Origin of the sequence: Phaeobacter sp. A36a-5a (genome assembly GCF_037911135.1) — a bacterium.
Lineage (GTDB): Bacteria > Pseudomonadota > Alphaproteobacteria > Rhodobacterales > Rhodobacteraceae > Phaeobacter > Phaeobacter bryozoorum.
On sequence record NZ_JBBLYU010000002.1, the window covers coordinates 147,116 to 170,397 of the forward strand.

The 23,282-nt window shown below is 57.6% G+C and carries 24 protein-coding genes and 2 tRNA genes; 15 read left to right on the forward strand and 11 right to left on the reverse strand.

Going from position 1 to position 23,282, the window contains the following annotated elements; translation table 11 throughout:
- Positions 1-950: 950 nt before the first annotated feature.
- Positions 951-1,025: transfer RNA gene (locus WLQ66_RS11240), tRNA-Thr, on the reverse strand.
- Between the two features lie 85 nt (positions 1,026-1,110).
- Between WLQ66_RS11240 and WLQ66_RS11245 the strand changes: the two genes are divergently transcribed.
- From WLQ66_RS11245 to WLQ66_RS11315, 15 genes are all read left to right on the forward strand, one after another.
- Positions 1,111-1,290: a hypothetical protein gene (locus tag WLQ66_RS11245; protein ID WP_340546465.1), complete on the forward strand. Its 180-nt coding sequence runs from the start codon at positions 1,111-1,113 to the stop codon at positions 1,288-1,290.
- Between the two features lie 6 nt (positions 1,291-1,296).
- Positions 1,297-2,568 carry a UDP-N-acetylglucosamine 1-carboxyvinyltransferase gene (gene murA / locus WLQ66_RS11250; RefSeq protein WP_340546466.1) on the forward strand — a complete coding sequence of 424 codons (1,272 nt, stop codon included), beginning with the start codon at positions 1,297-1,299 and terminating at the stop codon, positions 2,566-2,568.
- On the forward strand, positions 2,568-3,044 hold the full coding sequence (locus WLQ66_RS11255) for a DUF2948 family protein (protein ID WP_340546467.1): 477 nt from the start codon (positions 2,568-2,570) through the stop codon (positions 3,042-3,044). The genes murA and WLQ66_RS11255 overlap by 1 nt, the downstream gene beginning before the upstream one ends.
- Positions 3,041-3,583: a GNAT family N-acetyltransferase gene (locus WLQ66_RS11260; protein WP_340546468.1), complete on the forward strand. Its 543-nt coding sequence runs from the start codon at positions 3,041-3,043 to the stop codon at positions 3,581-3,583. The genes WLQ66_RS11255 and WLQ66_RS11260 overlap by 4 nt, the downstream gene beginning before the upstream one ends.
- 69 nt (positions 3,584-3,652) lie before the next feature.
- Positions 3,653-4,954, forward strand: a complete 1,302-nt coding sequence (gene hisD, locus WLQ66_RS11265; protein WP_340546469.1) for a histidinol dehydrogenase — start codon at positions 3,653-3,655, stop codon at positions 4,952-4,954.
- A 158-nt stretch (positions 4,955-5,112) separates the two neighbouring features.
- Positions 5,113-5,592 carry a UPF0262 family protein gene (locus tag WLQ66_RS11270; RefSeq protein ID WP_340546470.1) on the forward strand — a complete coding sequence of 160 codons (480 nt, stop codon included), beginning with the start codon at positions 5,113-5,115 and terminating at the stop codon, positions 5,590-5,592.
- Positions 5,593-5,595: 3 nt separating this feature from the next.
- Entirely contained in the window at positions 5,596-6,054 is a 459-nt protein-coding gene (locus WLQ66_RS11275) for an arsenate-mycothiol transferase ArsC (protein ID WP_340546471.1), read from the forward strand.
- The gene (locus WLQ66_RS11280) at positions 6,051-6,446 is read left to right on the forward strand and encodes a ketosteroid isomerase-related protein (protein ID WP_340546472.1); all 396 of its coding nucleotides are present in this window, start codon (positions 6,051-6,053) and stop codon (positions 6,444-6,446) included. The genes WLQ66_RS11275 and WLQ66_RS11280 overlap by 4 nt, the downstream gene beginning before the upstream one ends.
- Positions 6,446-7,036 carry a GNAT family N-acetyltransferase gene (locus tag WLQ66_RS11285; protein WP_340546473.1) on the forward strand — a complete coding sequence of 197 codons (591 nt, stop codon included), beginning with the start codon at positions 6,446-6,448 and terminating at the stop codon, positions 7,034-7,036. Before WLQ66_RS11280 ends, WLQ66_RS11285 begins: the two co-directional genes overlap by 1 nt.
- A gap of 59 nt (positions 7,037-7,095) precedes the next feature.
- Positions 7,096-7,974: a carbon-nitrogen hydrolase family protein gene (locus tag WLQ66_RS11290; RefSeq protein ID WP_340546474.1), complete on the forward strand. Its 879-nt coding sequence runs from the start codon at positions 7,096-7,098 to the stop codon at positions 7,972-7,974.
- Positions 7,975-8,058: 84 nt separating this feature from the next.
- The gene (infA, locus tag WLQ66_RS11295; protein ID WP_005978431.1) at positions 8,059-8,277 is read left to right on the forward strand and encodes a translation initiation factor IF-1; all 219 of its coding nucleotides are present in this window, start codon (positions 8,059-8,061) and stop codon (positions 8,275-8,277) included.
- Between the two features lie 175 nt (positions 8,278-8,452).
- On the forward strand, positions 8,453-9,034 hold the full coding sequence (locus tag WLQ66_RS11300) for a Maf family protein (protein ID WP_340546475.1): 582 nt from the start codon (positions 8,453-8,455) through the stop codon (positions 9,032-9,034).
- Positions 9,031-10,053, forward strand: coding sequence for a ribonuclease E/G (locus WLQ66_RS11305; RefSeq protein WP_340546476.1), 1,023 nt, complete (start codon positions 9,031-9,033; stop codon positions 10,051-10,053). The genes WLQ66_RS11300 and WLQ66_RS11305 overlap by 4 nt, the downstream gene beginning before the upstream one ends.
- Positions 10,050-10,232, forward strand: a complete 183-nt coding sequence (locus tag WLQ66_RS11310; RefSeq protein ID WP_340546477.1) for a DNA gyrase inhibitor YacG — start codon at positions 10,050-10,052, stop codon at positions 10,230-10,232. Before WLQ66_RS11305 ends, WLQ66_RS11310 begins: the two co-directional genes overlap by 4 nt.
- Positions 10,233-10,313: 81 nt before the next feature.
- Positions 10,314-10,388, forward strand: a tRNA-Phe gene (locus WLQ66_RS11315).
- Between the two features lie 403 nt (positions 10,389-10,791).
- On the opposite strand, the gene WLQ66_RS11320 is transcribed toward WLQ66_RS11315, so the two are convergent.
- The 10 genes from WLQ66_RS11320 to WLQ66_RS11365 all read right to left on the reverse strand — a co-directional run bounded on the left by WLQ66_RS11320 (position 10,792) and on the right by WLQ66_RS11365 (position 23,279).
- Positions 10,792-14,175 (reverse strand): error-prone DNA polymerase, encoded by a 3,384-nt coding sequence (locus WLQ66_RS11320; protein WP_340546478.1) that lies wholly within the window; start codon positions 14,173-14,175, stop codon positions 10,792-10,794.
- Positions 14,172-15,650: a Y-family DNA polymerase gene (locus tag WLQ66_RS11325; protein WP_340546479.1), complete on the reverse strand. Its 1,479-nt coding sequence runs from the start codon at positions 15,648-15,650 to the stop codon at positions 14,172-14,174. Before WLQ66_RS11325 ends, WLQ66_RS11320 begins: the two co-directional genes overlap by 4 nt.
- Positions 15,592-16,146 (reverse strand): ImuA family protein, encoded by a 555-nt coding sequence (locus WLQ66_RS11330; RefSeq protein WP_340546480.1) that lies wholly within the window; start codon positions 16,144-16,146, stop codon positions 15,592-15,594. Before WLQ66_RS11330 ends, WLQ66_RS11325 begins: the two co-directional genes overlap by 59 nt.
- Before the next feature lie 172 nt (positions 16,147-16,318).
- On the reverse strand, positions 16,319-17,869 hold the full coding sequence (locus tag WLQ66_RS11335) for a cryptochrome/photolyase family protein (RefSeq protein ID WP_340546481.1): 1,551 nt from the start codon (positions 17,867-17,869) through the stop codon (positions 16,319-16,321).
- Between the two features lie 146 nt (positions 17,870-18,015).
- Entirely contained in the window at positions 18,016-19,371 is a 1,356-nt protein-coding gene (hemN, locus tag WLQ66_RS11340) for an oxygen-independent coproporphyrinogen III oxidase (protein ID WP_340546482.1), read from the reverse strand.
- A gap of 52 nt (positions 19,372-19,423) precedes the next feature.
- Positions 19,424-20,119 carry an NnrU family protein gene (locus WLQ66_RS11345; RefSeq protein ID WP_340546483.1) on the reverse strand — a complete coding sequence of 232 codons (696 nt, stop codon included), beginning with the start codon at positions 20,117-20,119 and terminating at the stop codon, positions 19,424-19,426.
- A gap of 44 nt (positions 20,120-20,163) precedes the next feature.
- Positions 20,164-20,850 (reverse strand): maleylacetoacetate isomerase, encoded by a 687-nt coding sequence (gene maiA / locus WLQ66_RS11350; RefSeq protein ID WP_340546484.1) that lies wholly within the window; start codon positions 20,848-20,850, stop codon positions 20,164-20,166.
- Positions 20,851-20,908: 58 nt separating this feature from the next.
- On the reverse strand, positions 20,909-21,451 hold the full coding sequence (locus WLQ66_RS11355) for a VOC family protein (RefSeq protein WP_340546485.1): 543 nt from the start codon (positions 21,449-21,451) through the stop codon (positions 20,909-20,911).
- The gene (locus WLQ66_RS11360) at positions 21,448-21,663 is read right to left on the reverse strand and encodes a DUF2783 domain-containing protein (RefSeq protein WP_340546486.1); all 216 of its coding nucleotides are present in this window, start codon (positions 21,661-21,663) and stop codon (positions 21,448-21,450) included. The genes WLQ66_RS11355 and WLQ66_RS11360 overlap by 4 nt, the downstream gene beginning before the upstream one ends.
- Before the next feature lie 5 nt (positions 21,664-21,668).
- Complete coding sequence (locus WLQ66_RS11365; RefSeq protein WP_340546487.1) at positions 21,669-23,279, reverse strand: FAD-dependent oxidoreductase; 1,611 nt, start codon at positions 23,277-23,279, stop codon at positions 21,669-21,671.
- Between the last annotated feature and the right edge of the window lie 3 nt (positions 23,280-23,282).

Consider the following 23,282-nt stretch of genomic DNA (forward strand, 5'->3'; position numbering starts at 1 on the left):
GGCCCGAGAACTGGCGTTCCCAGCAGGGGTGCAAAACGATGACGCGTCCATTTCGTTGGTCCCGTTCCGCAGCGCCTCACGACTGAAGCAAAGCGGATACACCAGATACGGTGTCGTACTCAAAGTGGGCCCACCGGTTTTGGCGGGAACCTTCCAATGGATAAGCGGATTTCAGGCAGTATCGATTTTGGCGGCCACTTGATTTTTTTATGAGTTTGGAGTCGCGGCGCGGCACCATCGTCGTTTCCAGCGCGGCCTGAGGCAGAGCGCCAACGTCGGCTCGGCTAGATGCGATAGATCGCTCAAGCTGCGCTTCAACGAAAACACGCTGTCTCTGCACGCGCTGAATGTGGGGAGGACCCGGGAAAGTTGGACGCTTGCCTGTATGATCTGCCCTGCGAGCTGTCGGTTGAAAAACCGTAGCCTTGACCCGCATTTTTCACTTTGGTCCAAACAGACTGGATCGACCCCATACCGCTTGGCACCAGCCGGCACGATGCCCGGCCTTGTCCTGGTCGGCGGGCGGTCGTGTTGCACTTGATTTGTCATTCAACCCTCCTGTTCCGGGTGCTGCTGCGGTGCCGCGCCCCGCTTAGCTCGCGGGATTGCGGTCCTTGGCAATGAGAATGACGGCTGAAAATTAAAATCAGCCTTAACCAGAGTGATTCGCGCATCGCAATCTGTAGACAATTTGATTCAACGGCGGTTAACCGCTGACAGTCTCAAGCAGCTGTCGGCGTTGTTGCTGCAATGGCAACGAATCGGAGTTCGAATGCTCAGGATCGATTCGGTCTCGAGGGACGTTGTGCTCGACCGGTGGGCTATCGGCGGACAATCTGTGGGAGAAGCTCTGCAATCGAGAAAGGTCCCTGCATACGGAGGGGGTAGCGGCCGAGAATGGCGGCTTCAGATATGCTGTTAAGCATATAATCTTGCGATGTTCTGGAAACTGGTGCTGCTGGAGAGAATTGAACTCTCGACCTCTCCCTTACCAAGGGAGTGCTCTACCTCTGAGCTACAGCAGCGCCGGTGAGGGGGCTTTTAGGCATAAACGAAGTGGGGTGCAAGAGCATTCTGGACGGTTTTTTCACACTCCGGTACAGAAGATCTATGGCAGAGAAGAAAACAGTAAAAAGCGGCGGGTCAGCGCCCACACGCGAAGATCGGTTGAAGGCCGCATTGAAGGCGAATATGGGCCGTCGGAAGGCTCAGGCCAAGGCGCGTGCGGTAAAAGACGACAGTATCGAACGCAGGGCCGACGACCTCTCAACAGGCAGTTCCAAGGAGTAAGGGCAGATGGATTCGATTTTGGTGACCGGGAATGGCCCGCTCAAGGGGCAGATTCCCATCGCGGGTGCAAAAAACGCCTGTCTCACGCTGATGCCGGCAACCATGCTGAGCGAGGAGCCGCTGACGCTGACAAATGCGCCGCGACTTTCGGATATTCGCACCATGACGACCTTGTTGCAGTCGCTGGGAGCCGAGGTGTCGACGCTGCAGGATGGCCAAGTGCTGGCGATGTCCAGCCATGACATCAACAATCATACCGCAGACTACGATATCGTGCGTAAAATGCGGGCGTCGATTCTGGTTCTGGGGCCAATGTTGGCACGCGATGGTCATGCGGTTGTCTCGCTGCCTGGTGGCTGTGCCATTGGGGCGCGTCCGGTAGATCTGCACCTGAAAGCGCTGGAAGCGCTAGGGGCAGAGCTGGAACTGAAAGACGGTTACGTCCATGCCAAGGCGCCGATGGGCGGCTTGAAAGGTGGCACTATCGATTTCCCCTTGGTTTCAGTCGGCGCGACCGAAAATGCCCTGATGGCCGCGACTTTGGCCAAAGGCACCACCGTGATCAACAACGCGGCGCGGGAGCCTGAAATCGTCGACTTGGCGCAGTGCTTGCGCAAGATGGGTGCTCAGATCGAAGGTGAAGGCACCTCGACGATCACAATTCAGGGCGTGGATCGTCTGCACGGCGCCACCCATCCGGTTGTTACCGACCGGATCGAGCTGGGCACCTATATGCTGGCGCCAGCGATCTGCGGTGGTGAGGTTGAGCTGCTCGGCGGAAAACGGTCCTTGATCGAGGCGTTCTGTGATAAGTTGGAGGCCGCCGGCGTCGAGATCACCGAGAATGAGAACAGCCTGACCGTGCGCCGCGGCAGTAACCGCGTTCAGGCCGTGGATGTCGTGACCGAACCGTTCCCCGGTTTTCCGACCGATCTTCAGGCGCAGATGATGGCCCTGATGTGCACGGCCGAGGGAACCAGCGTTCTGGAAGAGAAGATCTTTGAGAACAGGTTTATGCATGCGCCGGAGCTGATGCGCATGGGCGCGAAGATCGACGTGCATGGTGGCCATGCTACCGTGACCGGCGTCGAAAAACTGAAAGGAGCACCGGTGATGGCCACCGATCTGCGTGCCTCGGTTTCCCTGATCCTTGCCGGCCTCGCGGCAGAGGGTGAAACCAAGGTTAGTCGGGTCTATCATCTGGACCGCGGCTACGAGCATGTGGTGCGGAAGTTGTCGTCGGTCGGTGCCAAGATCGAACGGATCCAGGAGCAGTGATGTCAGATGCCAGTTTCGACGATGGGCGCGAAGCGCCGCTGAATCTTGGTGCCCTGGGTCCCGACGATCTGCAGGTCATCGCCTCGCTCGCACAGGATGCGGTGTTTCCGGTGACGGAAATCAGCTGGCGCCCGAGCGAACGGCGTTTTGCCCTGCTGCTGAACCGGTTCCGCTGGGAGGACAAGGACGCCTCTGAAAGGCGCGGACGCCCTTATGAACGGGTGCAGAGTGTACTGGTGGTCGATCAGGTGCTGTCTGTGGCGTCGCAAGGGGTGGATCGCAAAGAGCGCGATCTTATCCTGTCTCTCCTATCGCTGAGTTTTGAGCCCGGTACCGACGGTGACGGGCATATTGTCTTGACGCTTGCCGGTGATGGGGCCATCCGTCTGGCTGTCGAGGCGATCGAGGTGACCTTGCGCGATGTGACGCGTCCCTATCAGGCACCATCGGGTCGGGCACCGCAGCACGAGACATGATGTTGCGCCGACTGGTCAAGGCTGATCTTGCGGATCTTCGTGCCCTGTGGCGCGAGGGGCTGACAGAGTTTCCTGCGTCATTTCTGATGACCGTGGAAGAAGCCGACAGCATTCCGGATGCGGCTCTGATCAGCGGCTTCGAGAGCGGCGCCTATTGGGGCGCGTTTGCCGAGGAACGGTTGGTGGGTTTTGCCGTGCTACGGCAGGGGGGATTGTCACGCATTTCCCATACCGCCGATCTGGGGCCTTTCTATATCTCACGTGCCTATCAAGGTCAGGGGATGGCCCGAGCCCTATTGACGCAAATTCTGGGTCACGCGCGCAAGATTGGATTGACCCAGGTCGAGCTTTGCGTGGATCAGGAAAACAAGAAAGCGCAAAGGCTCTATCAGCAGGCCGGTTTTCGCCCATTCGGTCTTCGCCCCCGTTCGGTGATGTTGGGAAGTGAGCCCCGACATGATGTGCTGATGCTATGTCCGCTGGATGATGCTCTGCCGCCGGACATGATATCGCAACTGGCGCGGCGGGTGCTGCGCTGACATCAACGCAAGCAATCATCTTGAGACTGAGGGCTGGGGGCTATATTGCAGGCGCAAAGGAGAGCCATGATGCCCGTTTTTCTAAACGCGTCCGACGCTGATTTCGAAAAGGCCTTTACCGCGCTTCTGGGCGCGAAACGTGAAGACAGTCCCGATGTGGATGCTGTGGTTGCCGATATTATCGCGGATGTCCGCGCCCGTGGCGATGCCGCGCTGATTGAGCTGACCGCAAAATTCGACCGGTTGCAGCTGACAGCCGATCAGCTGCGAATCTCTGACGCCGAAATTGACGCGGCTGTGCAGGCGGTCTCTGGCAAGGAACGTGCAGCGCTTGAGCTGGCGGTTGATCGAATTCGCGCCTATCACGCACGGCAGATGCCTGCGGATGATGCGTGGCAGGATGATACTGGCGCGTCATTGGGGTGGCGCTGGTCGGCGGTATCGGCCGCAGGTCTTTATGTGCCGGGGGGGCTGGCGAGTTATCCGTCCTCTGTGCTGATGAATGCGGTTCCGGCGAAGGTTGCCGGTGTTGAACGGCTCGCGGTTGTGGTTCCGACGCCGGATGGGCAGATCAACCCGTTGGTTCTGCTGGCGGCGCGGTTGGCGGGCGTCGATGAAATATACCGTATCGGTGGTGCGCAGGCGATTGCGGCCCTTGCCTATGGAACCGAGAGCATCGCCCCTGTCGACAAAATCACCGGCCCCGGAAACGCATTTGTTGCTGCGGCAAAACGGCGTGTTTTCGGGAAGGTAGGCATCGACATGATTGCAGGGCCGTCCGAGATCCTAGTGATTGCGGACAAGGACAACGACCCAGACTGGATCGCGCTGGATCTGCTGAGTCAGGCTGAGCATGACGAAAGTGCGCAGTCGATCCTGATCACCGATGATGAAGGATTTGGGCGGGCCGTGGCGGAAGCGGTCGAGCAACGATTGAAGACGTTGGAGCGTGCCGCCATCGCTGGCCCCAGCTGGCGCGACTATGGTGCAGTGATTACCGTGCCGGATCTTGCAGAGGCAGCGCGGCTTTCGAACCGCATCGCGCCCGAGCATCTTGAACTCTGTGTTGCTGATCCGCGCGCGCTCAGCGAAAAGACCATTCATGCCGGGGCGATCTTCCTTGGCCAATATACGCCCGAAGCCATCGGTGATTATATCGGCGGACCGAACCACGTGTTGCCAACGGCGCGATCTGCACGGTTCTCATCTGGCCTGTCAGTCATGGATTTCCTGAAGCGCACGACGCTGAGTGAGATCACGCCTGAGGCGCTGCGGGCTATCGGACCTGCGGCCGAGACTCTTGCGAATAGCGAAAGCCTGCAGGCCCATGGTCTGTCTATCCGCGCCCGGCTGGATCGGTTGAATCGGTAATGCAACGGAGCAGGCCGTGACGAATTGCGGGGCGGCCTTCAGATGCGAGACTGTCCCAAGAGACACATCCTTGCGGCACATCGTGCCCCGCGGATTGCCGTTGCAGCGGCCATCGGCTAGTCAGTTATCTGTATGACCCGCGCACAGAGATCTGACCCATGAGCCGCATCAGCCAAATTGACCTTGATGACAGTAACTTGCCGCCGCCGACGCCCGAGATTGAGCAGGAGCGCCGGGTCGCCATTTTCGACCTGATCGAGGACAACAGCTTTGCCCTACCTGCGCGCGGCGAGCGCGAGGTGCCAGAAGGTCCCTATCATCTAGGTCTTGCGATCCGGGATAAGCGGCTGGTGTTTGATGTGGCGTCCGAAGCCGGGGAGAAAGCCGCGGAATTCCATCTGTCACTGTCGCCGTTCCGTCAGGTCGTCAAAGACTACTATCAGATCTGCGAGAGCTATTTCACAGCTGTTAAGACCCTGCCGCCCAGTCAGATCGAGACGATCGACATGGCCCGCCGAGGTATCCATAACGAAGGCAGCCGCGTTCTTCAGGAACGTCTGGAAGGGAAGGCCGAGATTGATACGGATACGGCGCGCCGCCTCTTCACGCTGATTTGCGTTCTGCATTTTGGGGGCTGAAGCGTGAGCGAGTTGCCACAGTCGATTTTGTTCTGCTGTGACCACAACGCGGTCCGTTCCCCTATGGCCGAGGGGATCATGAAGCAATTTTATGGCTCTGGCACCTATGTGCAGTCGGTCGGTGTCAAGAATGATATGGAAATCGACGGTTTCTGCATCGCGGTCTGCCAGGAGATCGGCGTTGAATTGTCGCGTCATCGCTCGCGGTCGTTTGACGAAATGGAGCAATGGGGCGACGACCTGTCGTCTTTTGATCTGGTCGTGGCTTTGTCGCCTGCCAGCCAGAGACGGGCCTTGGAACTCACCCGGTTTTTTCACCTCGATGTCGAATATTGGCCAATTATGGACCCAACTGGACTGGGGGAAACCCGGGATGCCAAGCTAGACAGCTACAGGCAAACCCGATCCCAGATCATCCAGCGCCTGACTGAGCGCTGGGGCAACCCGTTGGAGACAAAATGAACCGCACCGTCACCCGATATTTTGAAGCATTCAACGCCAAAGATACCGAAGCCATGCTGTCGTGTCTTTCCGATGACGTGGCCCACCACGTGAACGAAGGCAAAATCCGCACCGGTAAGGCGTTGTTTGCCGAGTTTTGCGCCCATATGAGCCGCTGCTACGACGAAAACCTCACCGATATGGTGATTTTCGATAATGAAGACGGTACCCGGGCGGCTGCCGAATACATCGTGAACGGCGTCTACCTCGAAACCGATGCAGGTCTGCCCGAAGCGCATCGGCAAAGTTACCGCCTTCCCGCCGGGTCGTTCTTCGATCTGAAGGACGGCAAGATCATCCGCGTGACGACATATTACAACCTGGCGGATTGGACGGCGCAGGTCTCTGGCTGATGGACCTGCAATTGGAGGTTTTGCGTGGCGCGGCCTTGGCTGAAGCGATTGATGACATCGCCCGCCTTCGCATAGCTGTCTTTCGCGATTGGCCTTATCTCTATGATGGCGATTTGGCCTACGAACGCAGTTATCTGCAAAGCTATCTGGACAGCGACCGGTCTATCGTAATTGGGGCATGGGATGGCGAGGCGCTTGTTGGTGCTTCGACCGGCGCACCTCTCTCGGATCACGCCGAGGATTTTGCCGCTGCGTTCGACGGAACCGGCTTGGCGCTGACGGATGTTTTCTACTGCGCCGAATCCGTGCTGTTGCCACAGTATCGCGGGCGCGGGCTTGGGCACAGTTTCTTTGATATGCGGGAGGCCCATGCCCGAAATCTCGGCTTTTGCGTATCCGCGTTTTGCAGCGTTCAACGTCCGGGCGACCATCCCGCTAGGCCCGAGGTGTACAATGATCTACACAGTTTCTGGCACAAACGTGGATACTCCCCCATGCCGGGTGTGGTGGCTCGTTTTTCGTGGCGTGACGTGGGAGATGTGGAGGAAACCCGAAAACCGCTTCAATTCTGGTCACGCAGCTTGACCTGAGCGGTCTCGTGCAGCTCAGCTCTTCTCAGCCGTTCGATGTCAAACGACAGGAAAATCTCATGAAAATCGCCACTGCTGCCTATCCGCTCGATTGGTTTGATGACTGGTCCGAATATGATGCCAAAATCACCAATTGGGTAAAAGAAGCGGCTGAACAGGGAGCAGAGCTGCTGGTGTTTCCCGAATATGGCGCGATGGAGCTGTCCACGCTCGATGGTGCCGAGGTTGCCGGAAATCTGGAACAATCCCTACATGCGGTTTCCAGCCGGATGCCTGAAGTCGATGCCTTGCACCTGCGTCTCGCCGCGCAATTCGGAGTGCATATTCTTGGGGCATCGGCGCCCGTATTTGATGGCCGGGATCGTCCGGTTAATCGTGCGACCCTATATGCCCCGAACGGCAGGAAGGGCGTTCAAGACAAGCAGATCATGACCATGTTTGAGCGTGATCCATGGGAGGTGGTCGGTGGCGGCCCACTCAAAGTGTTTGACACCGAACTGGGCAAGATCGGCATCCTCATCTGCTACGATAGTGAATTTCCGCTTTTGGGACGGGCGCTTGCAGATGTGGATCTATTGTTGGTGCCGTCCTGCACGGAGGCACTGGCGGGCTATTGGCGGGTCCGCATTGGCGCCATGGCCCGCGCTCTCGAAAATCAGTGCGTCTCGGTGATGTCGTCTATCGTAGGCCCTGCGGAATGGTCAGAGGCCGTGGATCAGAATACCGGAACGGGTGGCATATTTGGACCGCCTGATACCGGCTTCCCCGCGACTGGTGTCTTGGCCGAGGGCATATTGAACAAGCCGGGCTGGACCTATGCCGACATTGATCTTGAGGCGATTGCCCATGTGCGCCGCGATGGCGTTGTACGCAACCGCACGCATTGGGACGAAAGGGCCGAACCTGAGAAATCGGTCACAATATGTCAGCTGCGGTGATTGCGCCCTTGAAAATCTGGGAAAAAGCGCTCATTTAAGCGCACGTCCCGCAGACTCGCGGGAAACCGCAATTATGGAGATAACATGGCCAAGGAAGATACGCTCGAATTTCCCGGTGTCGTGAAGGAACTCCTGCCCAATGCGACGTTTCGGGTCGAGCTGGAGAACGGCCATGAGATCATCGCACATACGGCAGGCAAGATGCGCAAGAACCGCATCCGTGTTCTGGCTGGCGACAAGGTACAGGTTGAAATGACCCCATACGACCTGACCAAGGGACGGATCAACTACCGCTTCAAGTAAGCGTGGCGATCCCTCATATGAACAAAGCCCGGCCTTCGAGCCGGGCTTTTGTTTTGGGTGCAGCTCGCAGCGTGCTGGGTTGGGCTTTCCCCGGTCCGGCAGAGCCAGTAAGACAAGTCTGAAATGCCTGACGGCTTTCGCCCGCGGGTGACAAACACGAACAAGAGGTCCGGACATGGCATTCATTCTGGGATCAGGCAGCCCGCGTCGATTGGAACTGCTGGCTCAGCTGGGAATCACCCCGGATGCGGTCTGCCCACCCGATATTGATGAGACTCCCAAGAAGGGAGAATTGCCGCGTCTTTATTGCGCGCGTATTGCCCGGCAGAAAGCCGAGGCGATCGTTGCCAATCCAGAGGATGTGGTTCTCTGTGCGGACACCACAGTAGCGTTGGGGCGCAGGATCATGGGAAAACCGTCCGACGCCGGGGAAGCTGCGGAATTTCTCCTGGCGCTTTCTGGACGTCGTCATCAGGTGATTACCTCGGTTGCGGTGCGCCGCGGCGATCGCATTTGGGCGCGTGATGTTGTCAGTGCCGTGAAGATGAAACGCCTCTCGGATGAGGATCTGAATGCCTATCTTGCGACCGGTGATTGGCAGGGCAAGGCGGGCGCCTATGCAATTCAAGGCCCAGCAGGAGCGTTGATCCCTTGGATCAACGGATCCTTCACTGGAATCGTCGGTCTGCCATTGGCCGAAACCGCCGCCCTGTTGCGCGGCGCAGGCTGGACACAGAGTAAGGAGACAGCAGCATGAAGGGACGGACAATTGTGCTCGACCATATCGATGGTCGCGAGGCCGCGGCGCTCATGGTAGATGGCCAGCTTGAGGATCTGCTGATTGACAGCGACGCACCGACACCGGGCACGATTTACCGGGCCCGAGCAGATCGCCCCGTCAAGGGGCAGGGCGGAATGTTCCTGACCACACCGGACGGGCCTGCTTTTTTGCGTCAGGTCAAGGGGTTGGCGCCCGGTCAGGAGTTGCTGGTGCAGCTGACAGGATACGCCGAAGCTGGCAAGGCCTTGCCAGTCTCCCAAAAACTCCTGTTCAAGAGCCGCTACGCGATCGTCACGCCTGAGGCTCCTGGCCTTAATATTTCCCGCTCGATCCGCGACGAGGATGAGCGGGACCGCCTTTTGGAAATCGCCCACGATGCGATGGGGGATCACGGCTATGGCCTGATCCTGCGCTCCGCCTGTCATGGCGCTGACGGGGAGGAGATTGAAGAAGATATCCTCGCCATGGTGGCGCTGGCCTCCCAGGTCATGGAGGATTCCGGTAGCGGACCAGAAGTATTGGCGGAGGGGGACACCCCGCATCTTCTTGCATGGCGTGACTGGACCGATCCGGCAGATATCGAGCGCGATCCCGGTGGATTTGAACGTCTTGGCGTATTGGATGCACTGGAAACGGTTCAGGGCATTCGCGAACCTCTCAGCGGGGGTGCCTTTCTTTTTATCGAACAGACCCGCGCGCTAATCGCTGTCGACGTAAACACTGGCAGCGACACATCGCTTGCAGCTGGCGTGAAAGCCAATATGGCCTGCGCAAAATCCCTGGCCCGGGCGCTGCGGTTGCGCGGTCTCGGCGGGCAGATCGTGATCGATCCGGCTCCTATGCCCAAGAAAGATCGTCGCGCTTTTGAAACCGCGTTGCGGGCCAGTTTTCGCAATGACAGCGAAGACACCGTTCTGGTTGGCTGGACCACGCTTGGCCACTTTGAACTGCAACGTAAGCGAGGCCGTATTCCGCTGGCGGAGGTGCTTGCATGAGCTGCCCGATCTGTGACGGAGAAACCTCCAGCGATTATCGCCCCTTCTGTTCACGCCGCTGCGCGGATATTGACCTTGCGAAGTGGTTCAACGGCGCCTATGCGACCCCGAGCGCGGACCCGGAAGATATTGAAAACGCTTTGGAAGAAGTCGAAAAACACCGAGAAACCAAACATTAGCGATTTTCTTTGAAAAAGCCTCTGGACACGGTCACGCCCACGTCATAGAAGGCCCACACCCAAGGCGATAAGCCTTCCCGTGCCCGGGTAGCTCAGGGGTAGAGCAGTGGATTGAAAATCCTCGTGTCGGTGGTTCGATTCCGCCCCCGGGCACCATTGTATAAGTATAAATCAATGATTTAAGTTGAGATGCGCTACGCTCCTACCAATCTGATGGCTAGCTGGGTGCCAACTGCCGCTCCTGCATCTTCTTGATCGTCGTTAGTCGTGCGCACGCCTCGCGAGCAAACTCAATCCGAGTCACTCTCCTTCTTGAATAGCTTCTCTAGCGCTTGGATGTCATCGTCACTGAACTCCGTGAAAAGCGACAAAGACATCGCGCTCGTTACTTTCGCTTGCACGGCGTCCCAATCGTCAGATGGGTCATGCTCGATGTACTTCGAGATACCTTTTGTACTTCGATGCGCACTGACGTCGATAGCTCTCGGCTGGTCGCAAAGTGATAGGGTGTTGGAAAGCCGAAACGCATGAGTTGTGGTAGAAAAGGCGATACTGCGGTTCAATGAAAGTCCCGGCTTGGAAAGAGCCTCTTGGCTTGATCCCTTGGATGCATTGCGCGGGCTGGATAGCGGGTGCGTTTCGGGGTGTCGTCCGCACGTGGCCCCTCGGATTGAATTGCACTGTCTAGCGGGTGGCCTAGCTCCGATAGCCTCGCAGATTCGTCCTCGATATTCTGGGCGATGACATGCACCACAGCACCTTCTCGTTGAAGGTAGCCTGTTACGCGCAACAATCTCCCCCCCATGACAGTGCGGCGAAAACGTTCGTATATCCTGTTCCAAACCACCACATTGCAAACGCCGGTCTCATCCTCAAGGGTCAGAAATATCACGCCTGAAGCGGTGCCCGGTCGTTGCCTCGTAATGACCAGGCCGCATACGCAGACTGGCTGTAATGGCGCGGTTATCAGCTGGTCGTGGCAGATCAGGCCGGGTAGAGCCGGACGCAGAAGTTCCATCGGATGCGCGCGTAAGCTCAGGCGCATTGAGACATAGTCTTCGACGACTTCTTCCCCCAGATGCATCCGCGGCAGCATGACGTCCGGCTCGGTGATGGCTTCTCCGTCGAACTGATCGTTGAACAGCGGAAGCTGTGCAGGAGTTCGGATTGATTTTACTTGCCAGAGCGCCTCTCGGCGCGGGACACCCATAGACGAGAAGGCATCCGCCTCAGCCAGACGCTCCAGGGCTGCAGGGGCAAGCCCCGCGCGCAGCCAGAGGTGCTCAGGATCTATATACCCGTTTCCGCGCGCAGCAATGATCCAGCCTGCGTCGTCTTCCTTGAAACCTTTGATCTGACGAAACCCTAGACGCAGGGCCAATGTTCCATCCGGGCGGCGTTCAAGCGTGTTGTCCCATTCGGAGCAGTTTACACAGATCGGCCGGACTTCGATACCATGATCACGTAGATCCCGGATGATCTGTGCTGGAGCATAAAAGCCCATCGGCTGAGAATTGAGCAAGGCACAGGCAAAAATTGCCGGGTGGTGACATTTCAGCCAAGCTGAGACATAGGCCAGCATGGCAAAGGCTGCAGCGTGGCTTTCGGGAAATCCATAGTCCGCAAAGCCTTCTATCTGTCCGAAGCACCGTTCGGCAATGTCTTGGCTATAGCCGTTCCTCAGCATTCCAGCGATGAATTTGTCGCGATACTTTCCAATTGTTCCCATGCGCCTAAAGGAGGCAAGAGAACGGCGCAGGTGGTCAGCTTCTTCTGCAGAAAAACCCGCACCGACAACAGCGATCTGCAAAGCCTGCTCCTGAAACAGAGGCACGCCCATTGTGCGCTTGGTTACCTGTTCCAGAGCAGGTCCGAAGGGATCCGGGTTTTCCAAACCGTTTCGCCTGCGAATATAAGGTTTCACCATATCTCCCTGTATCGGACCCGGGCGGACGATCGCGACTTCGATAACCAGATCGTAGAATTTGCGGGGCCGCATCCGGGGCAGGAAATTCATCTGTGCCCGGCTTTCTACCTGAAAGACCCCCACCGCATCTGCGGCACAGAGCATATCGTAGGTCGCCTCATCTTTTTGGGGTACGGTTGCGATGCTGTGCGTTATGTTCTCGTGTTGCTGCATCAAGGCAAAGGCTTTTTTAATGCAGGTGAGCATACCCAATCCCAGCACATCTACTTTCAGAATGCGCAGGGCATCAATATCATCCTTGTCCCAGCAGATGACGGTACGATCTTCCATTGCGGCATTCTCAATCGGGGCAAGTTCGTCCAGCCGTCCACTGGTGATGACAAACCCGCCCACATGTTGAGAAAGATGACGTGGAAAGCCGATGATCTCGCCGATCCGTTGTATCGTCTGCATCAGGCGGCGGTCTTCTAGATTGAGCCCAAGTTCACGAATGCGATCCAGATCCACATTGCCATTGCTCATGCCCCAGATCTGTCCGGACAGGCCTGCAGTTACATCCTGGCTGAGGCCCATAACCTTGCCGACCTCGCGAATGGCAGCGCGCGTGCGAAAGTGGATGACGGTTGCGCAAAGTCCAGCACGATGGCGACCGTATTTCTGGTAAATCCACTGGATGATTTCTTCACGCCGTTCGTGTTCGAAATCAACGTCGATATCCGGTGGCTCTCCCCGATGCTTTGACACGAAACGCTCAAAAACCATCGCAATCATATCGGGGCTGACATCCGTAATGCCCAAGAGATAGCAAAGGATTGAATTGGCAGCAGACCCGCGTCCCTGGCAGAGGATCCCCTTGGATTTGGCAAATTGCACGATGTCATGAACGGTCAGAAAATAGGCTGAAAACTCCAGTTCTTTGACAACAGAAAGCTCTTTCTCCATCAGCTGAATTGCCCTGTCCGGAGGACCATCTGGGTAGCGACGTTTCAAGCCTTCCTGAACCAGGCGTTCCAAACGGGCCTGTGCTGTTTCACCGTCCGCCTCTTCATGTGGGTATTCATAGGAGAGTTCACCCAGATCAAAATTACATCTATTGGCAATCTCCAACGTGCGGCGGAGCGCTGCAGGGTGATCACGAAATATACGTGCCATATCGGCGCCCGCTTTGAGCCGACGTTCTCCATTTGGCAAGGCGCGGGTGCCGATCTCATCGATGGTGATATTCTCGCGCATGCAGGTCAAAACATCAGCAAGCTGCCTGCGATTGGCACGGTGCATCAGGACATCTCCGATCGCCACCATTGGAGCGCATGTTTTTTGCGCTGTCTGGGCGCAGGCCGCGAGATAAGCCTGATCGCTTCCATCATAGCGCGGCGCGGCCCCCAAGAAGACATGGTGCGGAAACTGCCGCCCCATTCGTTGAATATCCAGGACAGCATCGTTCAATGATCCCTTTGGCAAGGCGATCAGGATCATGGCCTGGCAGGCATTGATGACGTCTTCAGTGTAGAGAATACATTTACCTTTTTCCGCACGCCGTTTCCCGAGGGTGAGCAATCTTGCCAACTTACTATAGGCGGTTCGGTTGCATGGTAGGGCCAGCCAATCCACTGCGCTGTCCTGCAAGATGAGACGGCATCCGACAATCAACTTGGGAAGGACCGGTGCTATCGGCTTGGGAATGGCAGATGCGTGGCCTACCTCTTGCCGAGAGGAGGAATCGATCCGCTGGTGGGACCGGATTTTCAAGGCATCCTGTGTTTCCCGTGTCAGCTCCTTTAGCGCACTCCAGGCCCGGACAACCCCCGCAAGCGAGTTGTGATCTGTTATTGCCAGCGCTGACAGTCCCAATTCGGCAGCTCGCGCAACCAGTTCTTCGGGATGGGAGGCCCCGGTCAGGAAGGTGAAATTTGTGGTGACACACAGTTCGGCATAATCTTGCTTTTGCAGTCGTCGATCCGGCAGATCTTTCTGAAACACCTCAACCTGCCGATGCTTGTGGTTGACCTCAATCATGCGAATTCCCCCTGCACGTACCAGCCGGGGTTTTGAGGCGTATAAAACAGCCAGAGCCGTCGCCCCTGCGTGGTTTCCACCCGCCAATAATCACGCAAGCCAGAACGCCAGTTGTCGTCATCAAACCACCATTCGGGGGTGATGCGCTCCGGTCCGGTGGCCCTGCCTGTGGTCAATGACATGCGTCGCCAGCGGAAATGGGTCGGCGGATAAGATCCGCCCCCTGCAATTGGTTCTGGGTGAAACAGGCAGAGTGGGCGTGGGTTCCTGCAAACCCAACCGCTGGCAGCGGTTGAATAGGCCGCAGGTGATGTAATGAAGCTACGTTCCGGAATATGGCTGTCGGCGGGAAGAAAACGCTGAATGTTTTCAAGACCGATCCGTGTCCCGAGCCGCGTAATCAGATCGTCCAGCCGGTCGTCGCTGTCAGTGGCAACGTGAGTCATCTGCTGCGCGGGCAGAGCCTCGGTCTGTGTCGCTTCGAGACGCAGCTGATCTATGCCAAAGCCAGCGTCAATTTCAGACAGTCCCTTTTCGAACAGGGGGAGAATCCGGAGTGGATCGCGCAAGGGGCGGGCCAGACGCAATTCCACTTCTTGGTGTCCCTGATCCACTCGCCGCAGTGTTACGACAAACACACGGGCGCCCATCTCATGGGTTTTCAAGGTTGCACAGAGTCGTGTCAGCAGTCTTTTCGTGCCAGCCATGACATCATCTATCAGGCCGATAGGCTCTGGCAATGTCATGCGGACACCGTAATGGGGCGGCGCGGCCAAAGGTGTGATTTCTTCAACTTGCTGCCCTAAGGCCTGATCCAGCCTCATCACTACGTTTGGTCCAAAACGGCGTGTCAGCGGGGCACGGGGCGTTGTCGCAAGATCCCCGATTTTGCGCAGCCCCAATCTGATCAGAGCGGTTGTTGTCTTCACATCCAGCCGCAGAGCGGCAACGGGAAGGTCCTTAAGAGCTGGCAACATAGCCCCTGGTGCAGCCTGTCCCTCGCCGAAATGTGCCAGCGCCCAGGCTGCTCCGCGTGTGTCGGCCAGTCCGATCTGTGCCGATAGGCCCGCCCGTGTCAGACCTGTGCGGATATCACTCAACATATTGTCCTCTCCTCCAAAAAGGTGAGAAGAGCCACTGATATCAAGAACCAGGCCGTCCCGGCCTTCTAACCCTACCCAAGGGCAATACCGGGTGGCCCATCGGCGCAGGGTCAGCAAGAATTGCTGATCCCGGTAGAGATCCGCAGGGGCTGTTTGTAGTTTTGGACAAAATGCGCGGGCGTCTGAGTGGGACATACCCTGGTGCAAGCCTTGCTGCGCGGCTTCCGTATTGAGGCAATACAGCCGATTTGCATTGCTGTGTTTGATGGTCAGCGCAAAAGGGCCGGACAGCGGGTACTGCCGAAGAAACCGGTCACTCGCTAACCGGTGAAACCATATCGACACGACGCGACGTGCGATTCCATCGAACATGCCAAGATCCAACCGTTCCCGATTTGTTCTTAATAAGACTCCAGTGAAAATGAGTCGAGTCCTGTGCATGAAATAGAGGTCGACAGCGCCAGCGGCTTTCGGCGGCATTGCTGCCCATCCCTTCAGGGATAAGGCAAAGCCCGGTGCTGTTTCCTGTCTTCGCCGCGAGTTGCAGACGCCGCCCGGCAGTAAGGCTGAGAGGTTTGCTGATGTCGATCGCGACCAATGCGACAGCGCGCTCCCGCAACGCCTCCTCGGCACTGGCAAGCCCATCGGTCTGATGCGTCACATTTGCAACCAGCATCTGAGAGGGATCTGCAAATTCACCTAGCCCCATAGGGTTGATATATTCTGGACGGTGGCTTTCACGTATCCAAAGCGTGGGTCCGCAGGTCTGGGCCATCAAAGCTGCAAGAAACCCAAAACTGCCAGGACCGCAGACTTCATGTACGCGTCCGCGCTTGAGTGGAAAATATGGGAGCGTTGAAGTGGTCATGATCGATTTATACCGTGTCACATCGCCCTGCAAAAGTGGCTGCCCTGACAACAGCACAGACCGCACGACAAACCAGTCGAGGGCAAAGCGCCAATTCTGACGGACATGTTTGGTGAAAGGAGCGTGATCCTGAATCGGGTTAATATTCGGCCAAATCCCCGAAAATGCCTATTTAGAGACTGTTCAGAACCTTTCTTGCACTGCTGAGATAGGCCTCCTGTTTGTCTGAAGACATTCTGTCCCAGGTCCGATAGGGCTGCATCAAACGCGGGTTTCTTGACAGTTTTTCACGGTTTCGGATCAGAAAATCCCAGTACAGCGGTGTAAACGGGCAAGCCTTGGGCCCTGTTTTTTGTTTCACGTCATAGGCGCAATTCGCACAGTAATCCGACATTTTGTTGATGTAATTTCCACTGGCGGCATAGGGCTTGGACCCTAGGAAACCGCCATCTGCAAACTGTCTCATGCCGATGACATTTGGCGCTTCAACCCATTCATAGGCATCTGCGTAGACCGCCAGATACCATTCGTGGACCTGGTGCGGGTCCACTCCAGCCAGCATGGCGAAATTGCCGGTGACCATCAGCCGCTGAATATGATGTGCATAGGCCTCGTCACGGGTCTGACTGATGGCTGCGGCCATACAGGCCATGTCGGTTCGGCCACTCCAGTAGAACTCTGGCAGGTCCCGTGTTGCCCCCAGGAAATTCATTGAGGTGTAGCCCGGCATGTTCAGCCAGTAGATACCGCGCATATACTCGCGCCAGCCGATAATCTGACGAATAAACCCTTCGACCGCATTGAGAGGAGCGCGCCCCTCATAATAGGCACGTTCGGCGCGGAGGCAGACTTCTAAAGGGCCAAGCAGGCCAATATTGATGTATTGCGCCAGAACGGAGTGGTAGAGAAACGGCTCTCCTGTCAGCATGGCATCCTGATAATCGCCAAATAGTGGCAGCGCCTCATCTACAAAATGATCTAGCGCCGCCAGGGCTTCCTTGCGGGTGACTGCGAACCAGAAGGGGGTTAGCTGTCCGAAATTGCTGGAAAACCGCTGCTCCACCAGCGCGAGTACGCCTTGCGTGATTTTGTCCGGATCGGTGTGAACAGGCTTGGGCATGAACATGTCGTTCTGGGCCGGTTTGCGGTTCTCAGAATCATAGTTCCATTTGCCACCCTCAGGGTCATCACCCTGCATCAATAAGCCGGTTTTGCGACGCATTTCGCGATAGAAATACTCCATGCGGAGTTGTTTGCGCCCCTCCACCCAGTTGCGGAACATCTCATGACTGGCGAGAAAGCGGCTGTCCTCAAGCATGGTCAGCTTTGCCGGTCCAGACCAGTTGGTCAGCGCCTCTTTGAGGCGATATTCTCCCGGCTCGGTGATGAGAACCTCTGTTGCCGGGGTCTGCTCCAACGCACGCTCCAGCTCGCCAATCAAGCTGCCTGAATTGTCGGGGTCCTCAAGTCGTATGTACCGCAGGGCCCAACCGTCGGCGGACAGCTCATCCGCGAAGTGCCGCATGGCGGAAAAGACAAAGGCGAGTTTCTTTTTGTGGTGCGGGACATAACTGGCTTCCTCCGTAACTTCAGCCATCAGGAGGCGGTCTTTCTGTCGGTCACCCTGCTGCAGAGACGAAAGATCATGCGACAGCTGATCACCCAGGATCAGAATAATCCTGCCGCGGTCATTGCTGTCCTGAGGTGTCACATTATTGGTCATGTCCCGGTACTCCGCTGGTCTGGCAGCAGATAGCGTGACCGTGAAAGCTGGCAATGGGGAAAGCTGGCAACGGCAGGGTGGTCCCGCGCAGAAAGGCGCGACAGATAAGCCAATATTAGAGACTGATCTATGTCATTTTCAAAGCGTCAGGAGGCCTGGCTGTAGCGGACACCCTCCGGTTTATGCGCGTCGAATGCGCTGGCGATGATCCGGGTCAGCGCGCGCCCTTCGGGTTTGATACGGAGGGCGTCGTCCGCCCAGGTCACCAGTTCACCGTAGGTCGCGGTGACCTCCTCCAGATCCGCAGTCAGCTGCTGGCATATGGGCCCGTACCGCTGGCGCAGTTCCGTGAGATCCAGCAGGAAATCACACATCAGCATTTCAATCGCCCGAGCCCGCACCTTGTCGATCTGGGTAAGTTGATGGCCGCGTGCGCCGGCAAGCTCGCCGGCTTCAATCCTCTGAACATAGGCGGCCGTAGCAGCTGCATTCTGCACATAGCCGCCTTCAAAGCGCGAGATCGAAGAAGCGCCAACACCGATCAGCGTCGGGCAGCGGTCATCCGTATAACCCTGGAAGTTTCGCCGCAAGCCGCCATTTTCGCTGGCCAGGTTCAAACGGTCCTGAGGGCGCGCAAAATGATCTATGCCGATGTTGGCAAATCCGGCAGATCGAAATGCCTCTGCGGCCAGCTCAGCCAGATGGTAGCGGGCTTCATCGCCTGGCAGCGCGGTATCATCAATCAGCTTCTGCCGTTTTGCCACCCATGGGACATGGGCATAACCAAACAGGGCGACACGATCTGGCGCCAGTGTCAGCACCTTGTCAACCGTATCCGCGATGCGTGTCGCGTCCTGATGGGGCAATCCATAGACGAGATCGGTATTCAGAGATCGAATGCCAGCCGCGCGCAGCTCAGCGACACAGGCGGCAGTGACGTCATAGGGCTGGATACGACCGATTGCTGCCTGCACCTCGGGATCAAAATCCTGAATGCCGATGCTGGCGCGGTTCATGCCTTCCTCTGCCAGAGCCGCAATCTTGTCGCCGTCTACCATTGTCGGGTCGATCTCGACTGAAAACTCGCAATCATCTGTCGGTGGTATGGCAGATTTCACCGCTTGCGCCAGCCGGTGTATCAGCGCTGGCGGCAGAATGGTCGGAGTGCCGCCTCCCCAATGCAGGCGGCCCATCTGCAACCCTTTGGGAAGTCGCTCGGCGAGAAGGGACAGTTCTTTTTCGACGGTGGCGATATAGCTTTCGACCGGGCTGAGTGTCTGAGTGCCCTGGGTTCGGCACGCACAAAACCAGCACAAGCGTTCGCAAAAGGGCACGTGTATATAGACTGACACAGGTTCCGCCGGGTCCAGCGCCGACAGTGCATGGCTCTGAAAAGCGCTATCGACGGCTGCGCTGAATACCGGCGCTGTGGGGTAGGAGGTATAGCGGGGAACGCGGTTGTCAAAAAGTCCCAGCTCGCGAAGGCGATCAATCTGTTTCATATTGCCAGATATGACCGATTTCTGAATGCAGAACTTTGCGCGAAATCAAATTTTAGACTGGCAAGGGTGAAACGCCGATCACGCGCTCATGCAAATGTAACGCGGCCGCCCAGAGCAACAGGCCAAGAGCAGCCCGTATGGCCAGATCCCGCAGGTGCTGTTGCCGCCAGCCTGAGTTGAGGATCGGGCGTAGCGAGAACACGGCGGTAGTTGCGAAATAAGCCGCTGCGTCCGCACCAAGCGTTGCGCGTGCCTTAAGGTCAAAGAGCAGGATTGCAGCACCGGCCAGGAGAAAGGATCCACCAAACACAATCGCATGAGCCAAATCGCCGTTGGCCAGCAGATGTGATAGCGACCAGAGTGCCAGCGCCAAGAGGATCGGATGGCGGCTGAGCGCGGCGCGCCCGGGATCATCCCGCGTCGGATCGGAACTGCGCCGTCCTCCAAGCGTAAAGGGGGTTTCCACGCCCAAACCGCAGCTTGTCAGCACAAAGACCAAGGGCATTGTCAGCATCGGGGCCCATCGCAACCAATCAGATGGCGGCCAGAGTTCGACATAAGGCGCATCAGCCGCGGCTACGATGACCCAGCCGAACACTCCGAGTGACAAAAGCCCGTAGGCCGAGAAATAGGCGCGGCGACCAAGGGTTGCGATCAGTCGCCCGCGCAGATCTGCGAGGCGTGGCAGGAAATGGCTGACGATAAACACTGTCATGGCAAGGGTGAAACCCGTCCAATCGGTTGACATCAATGATCCCCTCGTCTGGCAGGAGCGGTACCGCTGGATGCGGACTATCCTATCTGTTTGTCCGTTGTAGTGGCGGAATGAACTGCATCCGGATGCGCCATCGCGAAGGCCTGATTGCTTGCACATGTGGCTTCAATCTCACCAAGACGGGACAGGTCGTTGAAATCCACCCCCCAGCGTCGTGCGTTGTAGAGTTGTGGCATCAGGCAGAGATCTGCGAGCCCCGGACGGTCTCCGGTGCAATATGGCGCAGGGGGATATCTTTCCAGAAGCGCATTAAAAGCAATGAGACCCGGACGAATGAAGTGGCGCATCCAGCCTGCGGGCATGTCGAGAGAGTGTTCAGCATCTTGCGGCTGTGCCTCTGCACAAAGGCTGGTGGCGTAGCGGGCGACCTTCAGATTGCAGACAGGGTGCAGATCAACCGCGATGGAGTGGGCAAGGGCCTGAACCCCCGCACGCTCTGCCGGGGTGCCAGGCAGCAGGCCAAGGTTTCGGGTCTGGTCCAGGTAGTCGAGGATTGCCAGCGATTGCGTCAGGCGCAGCCCGTCGATTTCCAGCACCGGCACGAACCCTTGCGGGTTGCGGGCCAGATGCTCGGGGCCGGTTTGCTCGCCGTTGACCAGATCCACGGTTTGGCTCCGGTAGGCGATACCCGCGAGATTGAGGGCAATGCGAACACGATAGCTGGCCGATGATCGCCAGTAGTCGTAGAGTATGACATCAGACATTCCGGTCTCCCTGCATGGCCTGAGTGATCGATGGAAACACCGCCCCGCGGCCCGATCACTAAAGCTCGCTCAATTCCTTGGCGTGCAGCCATTCGGCATGTTTCGGCGCCTTCTTGGTCTTGGACCATTCTTCCAGCATTTCCCATTTCACGGAGTCCAGCTTTTGCAGCAGTGCCTGTTCCTCCGGGTCGGGGCAGGCCAGCTCCACCCGGTGGCCGTTCGGATCGAAGAAATAGATCGAGTGGAAGATCGAGTGGTCGGTGACGCCCAGCACCTCGACGCCGTTGGCCTCCAGATGGTCCTTGAACTGGATCAGGGTCTCGCGATCCTTCACCTTGAAGGCGATGTGCTGCACCCAGACCGGCGTGTTGCGGTCGCGGTCCATCTCCGGCTTGGTCGGCAGCTCAAAAAAGGCCAGGACGTTGCCGTTGCCTGCATCCATGAAGATATGCATGTAGGGATCGGGTTCATGGGTCGAGGGAACATGGTCCTCGGCAATTGCCAGGACAAAGTCCATGTTCAGCATTTGCCCATACCACTCCACCGTCTGCTTGGCGTCCTTGCAGCGGTAGGCGACGTGGTGGATCTGTTCGATTTTCAAGCGGAGTCCTCCCCGGGTTTCAGCGCGGCAGCAGCCAGCGCCTGTTTCAGGATCGCGCGTTTCCCGATGTGATTTGCCAGCACCAGCACCAGCCGTGCATTCAGCGCATCGCTTTCGGCCTTGCTCAGGTCCTCATGCGCGGCCAGCAGATCGGCATAGAAATCGTCGGCGCGTTCGAGGTTGGCGGCCAGGATCAGTTGGTCTTCGGTCATCTTGATCACTCCTTGCCGATGGCCCGGCGGATCGCATGCCGGAACTGGTTATCGTCATAGCTGGGGCGGCGGGCGGCGACATGCTGGTCCGGGCGGATCAGGTAGACACCGCTTTCATGCTTGCCCAGGTAGCGGTCCTTCAGCGCCAGTGTTTTGTCGTCCTTGCTGGAGAGCGCCAATCGGGTGACCGTGATGCCGGATTCCTCAATCTCATCAGGCGCGTCGGCGTCGATGGTCAGCAGGGTGAATTTGTCGCCCAGCTTGCCGAGCAGAAACCCGTCGACCAGCGGCACATCGGGGCAGGGTGAGCCGGGCCGGGTGCGTTCCGGCCCGTTGAGCGCGTCTGCCGAATTCAGCGGTGAGCCTTCATAGGTGCAGGGCACCGACAGCCGGCCGGAGTTCACCAAAGGACGCGCGAATTCATACTGTTCGGACAGGTCCAGAACCGCGTCGCGCATGACCCGGCTGATTTCCGACTTGGGCGTGATGAAATCGGTGGAGCGCGAGGAGTTCCGGATATTCTCGTCAGCGCCGTGGACGCGTTCAATGTCATAGCTGTCCAGCAGGCTTTCTGGCGCTTTGCCGTCCATCACCAGCTTGAGTTTCCAGCACAGATTGTCGGTATCTTGCAGGCCGGAGTTGGCACCGCGGGCTCCGAACGGCGACACCTGATGTGCGGCGTCGCCGGCGAAGATCACCCGGCCATGGCGGAACTTCTCCATGCGGCGGCACTGGAAGGTGTAGATCGAGACCCACTCAAGTTCGAATTTTACATCTTCGCCCAGCATCGCCTTGAGTCGCGGGATCACGTTCTCGGGGCGCTTCTCGCGTTCCTTGTCGATGTCCCAGCCCAGTTGCAGGTCGATCCGCCAGACGCCATCCGGCTGCTTATGCAAGAGTGCTGATTGGCCCCTGTTGAAGGGCGGATCGAACCAGAACCAGCGTTCGGTCGGGAAATCCGCGTCCATGATCACATCAGCAATCAGGAAGTTGTCTTCGAACACCCGTCCGACGAAATCCAGCCCCAGCATCTGCCGGGTGGGGGAGCCGGCACCGTCGCAGGCAATCAGCCAGTCGGCTTCCAGGTTGTAGGAACCTTCTGGCGTGTCAATTTCCAGCACGGCATGGCTGGGGTGGGTGCCGATGGCAGAGACCTTGTTGCGGCCGCGGATTTCGATCGGCGCGCCTTGCTCCTGCAGCTCTCGGACCCGGTTCACCAGGTATTCTTCGAAATAATATTGCTGTAGATTGATAAATGCGGACCGCTTGTGGCCCTCCTCAGGAAGAAGATTGAAATCGTACACCTTGCGGTCGTCGAAGAAGACTTTGCCGAGGTTCCATTGAACGCCTTTGGCGACCATCGGATCCCCGAGGCCAAGCCGATCGGCGATTTCCAGTGTCCGTTTCGAGAAGCAGATGGCGCGAGAGCCAAAACTGACCTTGTCGTTGTCGTCCAGCACAACCACGCCAATGCCCTGCTGGGCCAGGTCAATTGCGGCAGCAAGACCAACCGGCCCCGCACCGATCACGACGACTGGATGACGCACCGGCGAGGGCGCATCCTGATCGTCACTGCGTTGATAAGAATACAAGGGAACTTCAAAGATCTTGTTCATCTG

What these genes read in the sequence shown, in the direction of transcription:
- WLQ66_RS11310 (WP_340546477.1), top strand. Translation starts at nt 10,050, where the DNA reads ATGAGCTGCCCGATCTGTGACGGAGAAACCTCCAGCGATTATCGCCCC.
- WLQ66_RS11255 (WP_340546467.1), top strand. Translation starts at nt 2,568, where the DNA reads ATGTCAGATGCCAGTTTCGACGATGGGCGCGAAGCGCCGCTGAATCTT.
- WLQ66_RS11325 (WP_340546479.1), bottom strand. Translation starts at nt 15,650, where the DNA reads ATGTTCGATGGAATCGCACGTCGCGTCGTGTCGATATGGTTTCACCGG.
- WLQ66_RS11330 (WP_340546480.1), bottom strand. Translation starts at nt 16,146, where the DNA reads ATGACCACTTCAACGCTCCCATATTTTCCACTCAAGCGCGGACGCGTA.
- WLQ66_RS11290 (WP_340546474.1), top strand. Translation starts at nt 7,096, where the DNA reads ATGAAAATCGCCACTGCTGCCTATCCGCTCGATTGGTTTGATGACTGG.
- WLQ66_RS11360 (WP_340546486.1), bottom strand. Translation starts at nt 21,663, where the DNA reads ATGACCGAAGACCAACTGATCCTGGCCGCCAACCTCGAACGCGCCGAC.
- WLQ66_RS11260 (WP_340546468.1), top strand. Translation starts at nt 3,041, where the DNA reads ATGATGTTGCGCCGACTGGTCAAGGCTGATCTTGCGGATCTTCGTGCC.
- WLQ66_RS11365 (WP_340546487.1), bottom strand. Translation starts at nt 23,279, where the DNA reads ATGAACAAGATCTTTGAAGTTCCCTTGTATTCTTATCAACGCAGTGAC.
- WLQ66_RS11300 (WP_340546475.1), top strand. Translation starts at nt 8,453, where the DNA reads ATGGCATTCATTCTGGGATCAGGCAGCCCGCGTCGATTGGAACTGCTG.
- WLQ66_RS11305 (WP_340546476.1), top strand. Translation starts at nt 9,031, where the DNA reads ATGAAGGGACGGACAATTGTGCTCGACCATATCGATGGTCGCGAGGCC.
- WLQ66_RS11245 (WP_340546465.1), top strand. Translation starts at nt 1,111, where the DNA reads ATGGCAGAGAAGAAAACAGTAAAAAGCGGCGGGTCAGCGCCCACACGC.
- WLQ66_RS11335 (WP_340546481.1), bottom strand. Translation starts at nt 17,869, where the DNA reads ATGACCAATAATGTGACACCTCAGGACAGCAATGACCGCGGCAGGATT.
- WLQ66_RS11345 (WP_340546483.1), bottom strand. Translation starts at nt 20,119, where the DNA reads ATGTCAACCGATTGGACGGGTTTCACCCTTGCCATGACAGTGTTTATC.
- murA (WP_340546466.1), top strand. Translation starts at nt 1,297, where the DNA reads ATGGATTCGATTTTGGTGACCGGGAATGGCCCGCTCAAGGGGCAGATT.
- WLQ66_RS11320 (WP_340546478.1), bottom strand. Translation starts at nt 14,175, where the DNA reads ATGATTGAGGTCAACCACAAGCATCGGCAGGTTGAGGTGTTTCAGAAA.
- WLQ66_RS11270 (WP_340546470.1), top strand. Translation starts at nt 5,113, where the DNA reads ATGAGCCGCATCAGCCAAATTGACCTTGATGACAGTAACTTGCCGCCG.
- hisD (WP_340546469.1), top strand. Translation starts at nt 3,653, where the DNA reads ATGCCCGTTTTTCTAAACGCGTCCGACGCTGATTTCGAAAAGGCCTTT.
- WLQ66_RS11280 (WP_340546472.1), top strand. Translation starts at nt 6,051, where the DNA reads ATGAACCGCACCGTCACCCGATATTTTGAAGCATTCAACGCCAAAGAT.
- infA (WP_005978431.1), top strand. Translation starts at nt 8,059, where the DNA reads ATGGCCAAGGAAGATACGCTCGAATTTCCCGGTGTCGTGAAGGAACTC.
- WLQ66_RS11285 (WP_340546473.1), top strand. Translation starts at nt 6,446, where the DNA reads ATGGACCTGCAATTGGAGGTTTTGCGTGGCGCGGCCTTGGCTGAAGCG.
- hemN (WP_340546482.1), bottom strand. Translation starts at nt 19,371, where the DNA reads ATGAAACAGATTGATCGCCTTCGCGAGCTGGGACTTTTTGACAACCGC.
- maiA (WP_340546484.1), bottom strand. Translation starts at nt 20,850, where the DNA reads ATGTCTGATGTCATACTCTACGACTACTGGCGATCATCGGCCAGCTAT.